This window comes from Kitasatospora sp. NPDC057512, assembly GCF_042802135.1.
Taxonomy (GTDB): Bacteria; Actinomycetota; Actinomycetes; order Streptomycetales; family Streptomycetaceae; genus Kitasatospora.
This window is the reverse complement of sequence record NZ_JBHVET010000492.1, coordinates 1-6,743: the sequence shown is the minus strand read 5'-3', so window position 1 is coordinate 6,743 and position 6,743 is coordinate 1. Positions and strand designations below refer to the sequence as shown.

4 protein-coding genes and 1 tRNA gene are annotated in these 6,743 nt (G+C 69.5%); 3 read left to right on the top strand and 2 right to left on the bottom strand.

Features of this window, described 5'->3' with window-relative positions; all coding sequences use genetic code 11:
• Positions 1 to 394: 394 nt before the first annotated feature.
• Positions 395 to 1,762 (top strand): NAD(P)/FAD-dependent oxidoreductase, encoded by a 1,368-nt coding sequence (locus ACFU6K_RS27195; RefSeq protein ID WP_049651966.1) that lies wholly within the window; start codon positions 395 to 397, stop codon positions 1,760 to 1,762.
• Between the two features lie 177 nt (positions 1,763 to 1,939).
• Here ACFU6K_RS27195 and ACFU6K_RS27190 read toward each other — a convergent pair whose 3' ends face one another.
• The gene (locus ACFU6K_RS27190) at positions 1,940 to 4,498 is read right to left on the bottom strand and encodes an ABC transporter permease (RefSeq protein ID WP_380667291.1); all 2,559 of its coding nucleotides are present in this window, start codon (positions 4,496 to 4,498) and stop codon (positions 1,940 to 1,942) included.
• Between the two features lie 48 nt (positions 4,499 to 4,546).
• Positions 4,547 to 5,320 carry an ABC transporter ATP-binding protein gene (locus ACFU6K_RS27185; RefSeq protein ID WP_049651964.1) on the bottom strand — a complete coding sequence of 258 codons (774 nt, stop codon included), beginning with the start codon at positions 5,318 to 5,320 and terminating at the stop codon, positions 4,547 to 4,549.
• 288 nt (positions 5,321 to 5,608) lie between these two features.
• Here ACFU6K_RS27185 and ACFU6K_RS27180 point away from each other — a divergent pair.
• Together ACFU6K_RS27180 and ACFU6K_RS27175 are read left to right on the top strand one after the other, a co-directional pair.
• A tRNA-Leu gene (locus ACFU6K_RS27180) sits at positions 5,609 to 5,690 on the top strand.
• Between the two features lie 139 nt (positions 5,691 to 5,829).
• The gene (locus tag ACFU6K_RS27175; protein ID WP_380667288.1) at positions 5,830 to 6,699 is read left to right on the top strand and encodes a Bax inhibitor-1/YccA family protein; all 870 of its coding nucleotides are present in this window, start codon (positions 5,830 to 5,832) and stop codon (positions 6,697 to 6,699) included.
• Positions 6,700 to 6,743 lie beyond the last annotated feature (44 nt).

The following is a 6,743-nucleotide window of genomic DNA, read 5'->3' as shown; positions in this document are numbered from 1 at the left end:
GCCTTTCGGGGGGCCGGGGCCGGGGCGCGCCCGAGCGCGGGTGGGAAAGTTCGTGAATTTCTTCACATGGGGATCCGGCCATTCGCCACGCGGGCCCGCCCACTACGTCCGAAATGTGGGACCGAAGGCCCGTCGGCCGGGTGGCCCATGGGATCGCAGGTCAGGCCTCGTTTGAGGTTTGAAAATCGAAATCACGTGCGGGAACCCGGGCACTGTGCGGATCGTTGCTGCTCAGGCCGGTGGTGCTCCGCCGTGCGTTCGCGCGGGGCCGCCCAGGGGTGGGGGCCACCGCGCCGGGCCCGGTTCTGCGGCCGCGCAGTGTAGCACGGGGGGTCCGTCAACTTGTGACCGGGCTCACGAAGGCTGCTCCGGACGGTGCTGGATACTTTCGGATATGAGCACCACGGAGCGTCCTCGCATCCTCATTGTCGGCGGTGGTTACGTCGGCCTGTATGCCGCGATGCGCATCCTCAAGAAGATGCGCTACGGCGAAGCGACCGTCACGGTCGTGGACCCGCGGTCGTACATGACGTACCTGCCCTTCCTCCCCGAGGCGGCCGGCGGCAGTGTCGCGCCTCGCAACCTCATCGCGCCGCTGCGCAGCACCCTGAAGAAGGCGGAGGTGCTGACCGGGTCCGTCACCGGCATCGACCACGCCCGCAAGGTTGCCACCATCCAGCCCGCGGCCGGTGACAGCTACGAGCTGCCCTTCGAGTACCTGGTCGTCGCGACCGGCTCGGTCTCCCGCACCTTCCCGATCCCGGGTCTGGCGGAGAACGGCCTCGGCATGAAGACGGTCGAGGAGGCCATCGGCCTCCGCAACCACGTCATGGCCCAGCTCGACAAGGCCGAGTCCACCACGGACGAGGACATCCGCCGCAAGGCGCTGACCTTCGTGGTGATCGGTGGCGGCTTCGCCGGCATCGAGACCGTCGCCGAGGTCGAGGACATGGCCCGCGACGCGGCCAAGCTGTACAAGACCGTCAGCCGCGAGGACATGCGCTTCGTGGTGGTCGAGGCGGCCAACCGCATCCTCCCCGAGATGGGCCCGGACCTCGGTCTGTGGACCAAGGAGAAGCTCGAGGAGCGCAACATCGAGGTCTACATCGAGACCTCGATGGACTCCTGCGTCGACGGCCACGTCATGCTGAAGAACGGCATGGAGATGGACGCCTCCACCATCGTGTGGACGGCCGGCGTGAAGCCGAACCCGGTGCTGGCCAACTTCGGCCTGCCGCTGGGCCCGCGCGGCCACGTCGACACCGCGCCGACCCTCCAGGTCCAGGGCTTCGACTACGTCTGGTCCGCCGGCGACAACGCCCAGGTGCCGGACCTCGCCGCGGGCGAGGGTGCCTGGTGCCCGCCGAACGCCCAGCACGCCAGCCGTCAGGCCGTCGTCCTCGGCGACAACGTGATCTCCGGCATGCGCGGCTTCCCGCAGAAGGAGTACAAGCACAAGAACCTGGGTGCGGTCGCCGGTCTCGGCCTGCACAAGGGCGTGGCGATCCTCTTCGGCAAGTACAAGCTGAAGGGCCGTCCGGCCTGGTGGTTCCACCGCCTGTACCACGGCGCGATGGTGCCGACCTTCAACCGCAAGGTCCGCGTCTTCACCGACTGGACCCTCGCGATGTTCCTCAAGCGCGAGATGGTCGGCCTCGCCCAGATGGAGAAGCCGCAGCTTCCCATCCAGGAGGTCACTCCGCCCACCAAGCCCGTCGAGGCCGCCAAGCCGGCCGCCGACAAGGAACTCGCCAGCAAGTAAGCGACTGAGACCCCGGTGTGGGAGCACCGGGGTATGAGTCGGAGGCTCTCCGCCCGGCAGCGTTGCCGGACCACGACCTCCGTGGTGCTCAGCCGGCCGTGCGACCGGGCGGAGTACAGAAGTAGAAGGTCCCCTGCCGAACCCTCCGGCAGGGGACCTCTCTCGTTGCGGGACCGGTCAGTCGGTCTTGATGCTCTCCAGGATGTCCAGCTTGGACGCCCGGCGGGCCGGCCAGATCGCGGCCACCAGGCCGACCACCCCGGCCAGCGCCAGGAACATCGCCAGCTGGCCGTACGGCAGGACCGTGGTCAGGCCGGAGAGGCTGGACTTCAGGGTGCCGTTGATCGCCCAGGCGATGAAGCAGCCGAGCAGCAGGCCGATGCCGGCGCCGAACAGCGAGATCACCACGGACTCCAGACGGACCATCCGCTTGATGCCGCCGCGGTCCAGGCCGATCGCCCGCAGCATCCCGATCTCGCGCTTGCGCTCGAAGACCGACATCGCCAGCGTGTTGACCACGCCCAGGATCGCGATCAGGACCGCCATCCCCAGCAGGCCGTACATCAGGTTCAGCGCGAAGGTGATGGTCTGGCTGAACTCGTCCCGGACGTCCTGCTTGGACTTCACCTCGATCACCGGGTTGGCGCCGGTGGCGTCCTTGAGGGCCTGCTTGAGGCCGTCGGTGGCGCCGTCCTTGCCCTTGACCAGGACGTCGGAGATGTACGGCTTCGGCTCGTGCTTGACGATCTCGCTGTTGGCCAGCATGACCGGGCCGAGCATGCCGCCGGTCTTGTACACGCCGCCGACGGTGACCTTGCCGGTGGACTCGTCCGGGTAGGCCACGGTCAGCACCGAGCCGGTGGTGACGTTCAGCTTCTTGGCGGCGTCCTCGTCGACCAGCAGCCGGCCCTGGCCGAAGCCGGCGGTGGAGCCGCTGGTCAGCTCGACGTCGGCGAGCTGGTCGAGGACGGCCGCGTCCAGGCCGTTGACCGTCCTGCTGGTGCCGTCGAGCTCCCAGTACGCGGTCGTCATCGCGGAGGAGGCGGCCACCCCGGGGGCCTTGGCGATCTGGGCGGGCACCTGCTCGGACAGGCTCATGCCGTTGGCGGCCCCGACGATGAAGTCGGCCTTCATCGAGCTGGTGACGGCCCGGTCGACGGTGTCGTTGACCGAGGCGCCGATCACGGTGAGCCCGGTGACCAGGGTCAGACCGATGGTCAGCGCGGCGGCGGTGGCCGCGGTGCGGCGCGGGTTGCGCACCGCGTTCTGCTGGGCGAGCTTGCCCGGGGTGCCGCCGAGCCCGCGCAGCAGCGGGCCGACCAGTGCGACCACCGGACGGGAGAGCAGCGGCAGCAGGACGAACACGCCGATCAGGGCCAGGAAGGCGCCCAGGCCGACCGGCAGCCGGCCGCTGTCGTTGCCGGTGGAGGCGCCGTAGCCGATCAGGGCGAGGCCGCCGCCGGCGAGCACCGAGCCGATCGTGTTGCGGACCACCAGGCTCTTCTGGGAGACCGGCTGGTCGCCGCTGCTCATCGCGGCCACCGGGGCGATCCGGGAGGCGCGCATGGCGGGCAGCAGGGCCGACATGACCGTCACCAGGACGCCGACCACGACCGTCACCACGACGGTGAGCGGCTTGATCACCAGCGAGCCGTTCGGCATGTTCTCGTTCATCGCGCCGATCAGCGACTGCATCCCGGCGCCGATCCCGATGCCGGCCAGCAGGCCGGCCACGGCGGAGGCGGTGCCGATCAGCAGGGCCTCGATCAGCACGGACCGGGTGACCTGCTTGCGGCTGGCACCGATGGCCCGCATCAGGGCCAGCTCCTTGGTGCGCTGGGCGACCAGCATGGTGAAGGTGTTGGCGATGATGAAGATGCCGACGAAGAGCGAGATGAAGGCGAAGACCAGGAGCATCGTGCGCATGCTGCTGGTGCCCTTGGTGATCATCTCCTGCTCGTCGGCCTTGAGCTTGGCGCCGGTCTCGACGTCGAACTGGTGGCCGGCGGGCACCACGGGCTGGGTCTGGGCGAGCAGCGCGTCCTGGCTGGTGCCGGGCTTGGCGGTGAGCACGACGCTGCTGTAGCGGCCCGGCTCCAGCAGGGTCTGCTGGGCGGTGGCCTTGTCGAACAGGGTGAGCGTGCCGCCGGTGTTCACCACCGGGTCGTCGGTGGTGAAGACGCCGGTGAGCTTCGCCTCGACGACCGGGCCGTTGGCGGCGACCCGGACGGTGTCGCCGACCTTGTAGCCCGCCTTGTCGGCGGTCCTGCGGTCGAGTGCGACCTCCTTGGCGGCCTTCGGGCCCTGGCCCTCGACCATCGGGTAGCGCGGGTCCTTGCCGTCCTGGCCCGGCGCGAAGTTGGCGCCCTTGGCGGCCCAGACCTGGCCGATCAGGTTGCCCTTCTTGTCGGCCACGCCGGTGAAGCCGCTGACCACGCCGCGGGCGCCGGCGGTGCCCGGCAGGGCGGCCAGCTGCTGGACGGTGGCGTCGGTGAGGGCGGCCGAGCCGCTCTCGCTCTTCTGCCGGGCGGAGGCGGCGGAGCCGGCCGCGCGGTCCACCAGCTGGACCGAGACGTCCGAGTAGCTCTTGGAGTTGCTGTCCCGCATGGCCTTGCCGAAGGTGTCGGAGAAGACCATGGTGCCAGCCACGAAGGCGGTGCCGAGCATGACGGCCAGCGCCGTCATCAGCAGCCGGCCCTTGTGGGCCAGCACGTTGCGCAGTGCGGTGCGATACATGGGGTGTCCTGGAAAGTCGGTGAGCGGGCTACGACGTGCTGCGCCGGATCAGCTGGTGCGGCCCTTGGCGTCGAAGCGGCGCATGCGGTCCAGGACGGTGTCGGCGGTGGGCTGGTGGAGTTCGTCGACGATGCGGCCGTCGGCGAGGAAGACGACGCGGTCCGCGTAGGAGGCGGCGACCGGGTCGTGGGTGACCATGACGACGGTCTGGCCGAGCTCGCGCACGGAGTTGCGCAGGAAGGAGAGGATCTCGGCGCCGGAGCGGGAGTCGAGGTTGCCGGTGGGCTCGTCGGCGAAGATGATGTCGGGCTTGCCGGCCAGGGCGCGGGCGCAGGCGACGCGCTGCTGCTGGCCGCCGGAGAGCTGGGAGGGCCGGTGGCTGAGGCGGCCGGAGAGGCCGACGGTGTCGACGACGCGGTCGAGCCAGGGCTTGTCGACCTTGCGGCCGGCGATGTCCATGGGGAGGGTGATGTTCTCCAGGGCCGTCAGCGTGGGGAGCAGGTTGAAGGCCTGGAAGATGAAGCCGATGTGGTCCCGGCGCAGCTGGGTGAGCTGCTTGTCCTTGAGGCCGACGAGCTCGGTGTCGCCGATGGTGGAGGAGCCGGAGGTGACGGTGTCGAGGCCGGCCATGCAGTGCATGAGGGTGGACTTGCCGGAGCCGGAGGGGCCCATGATGGCGGTGAACTCGCCCTGGGGGAAGACGACGCTGACGTTGTCGAGGGCGACGACGCGGGTCTCCCCCTCCCCGTAGACCTTGTTCAGGCCGGTGGCTCGGGCGGCCGCCAGGCCGGTGCGGACGGCGGTTGCGGTCGACGTGGTCACGGGGACTCCTTGTGCTCGCGGACTTGTACCTCCATGTTCCGCGACGTGATCATGGTCCTGCGTCGCTCCGCCGGACGGTTGGTCCTACCACCGCTGGGCGTACGGGAGGGTGACCCCCTCCTCCTGCGGTATGACGTGAACCCTGAGGCGGACGGATGGCCGGAACGGATATCCTTCGTGGCCGAATCCCGAACAGTTCGTCAGATGGCAAGGAAACATGACAACTTCCGGGGCCGGGAACATGCGAAAGGGTGATCCGGGAGACTAGGCTCAGGGGGTCCCACAGACGCCCGGATGGTGGAACGCAGACACGGGCAGCTTAAAACTGCTTGGCCGCGAGGCCGTGCCGGTTCGAGTCCGGCTCCGGGCACCGATCACCCGGCGGGGGCGCGACGGCGTCCCCGCCGGTCGTTGTTCACCGGATCCTCCTCGCGGCGTATCCCGGAATTTTTGCCAAGCCATTACCCTTGTGCATGGGCGGTGCAGTGCCGCCACGGAGGGAATGAGCAATGAGAAGCAGCAACCCGGTCTTCTCGCGGGAGGGGTCCTTCACCCGCGACTCCGGCTACGCGGGGTTCGGTACCGCGCAGGCCGGGACCCAGTACGGCCAGAACCCCTACGCGGGTACGCCCTACGCCCAGCAGCAGCCGCAGGGCCAGCCCATGACCGACGAGCAGCTCTACGAGCTGTACAACGGGCCCTCGGCGGGCCCGGCGGCCACCGGGCGGATGACGCTGGACGACGTGGTCGCCCGCACCGCCATGACGCTGCTGACGCTGGTCGTCGCCGGCGCGGTGGCCTGGTTCGCGCTGCCGTTCGAGAACTTCGGCTTCGCGATCGCCGCCAGCCTGGTGGCCATGGTCGTCGGCCTGGTGGTCTCGTTCAAGCGCAGCGTCAGCCCGCCGCTGATCCTGACCTACGCGGCCCTCCAGGGCTTCGCGATGGGCGCCGTCTCGCACGCCTTCAACACCATGCTGAACGGCATCGTGATCCAGGCGGTGCTGGGCACGGCGGCGGTCTTCGGGGCGATGCTGTTCGCCTACAAGAGCGGCCGGATCCGGGTCACCGCGCGCTACCAGCGGATCGGCATCGCGATCGCCCTGGGCTTCGTGCTGCTGATGATGGTCAACATGATCGCGATGGCCTTCGGCGCCGACATGGGCCTGCGCTCCGGCCCGCTGGGCATCGTGGTCGGCCTGGTCGGCATCGGCCTGGGCGCCTTCTTCCTGTCGCTGGACTTCGCGGCGATCGAGGAGGCCATCGCCCAGGGCGCCCCGCAGCGGGAGTCCTGGCGGGCCGCCTTCGGGCTGACCCTGTCGCTGGTCTGGATCTACATGGAGATGCTGCGGCTGATCGCGATCCTGCGCGGCGACGACTGACGGTCCCTTCCTTCGTGAACCACTGCCGCCGGGCCCCGGAGCGA

Bases quoted from the DNA above. Each gene is read 5' to 3' on its own strand.
- ACFU6K_RS27195 (WP_049651966.1), top strand. From the start codon at position 395: ATGAGCACCACGGAGCGTCCTCGCATCCTCATTGTCGGCGGTGGTTAC.
- ACFU6K_RS27190 (WP_380667291.1), bottom strand. From the start codon at position 4,498: ATGTATCGCACCGCACTGCGCAACGTGCTGGCCCACAAGGGCCGGCTG.
- ACFU6K_RS27175 (WP_380667288.1), top strand. From the start codon at position 5,830: ATGAGAAGCAGCAACCCGGTCTTCTCGCGGGAGGGGTCCTTCACCCGC.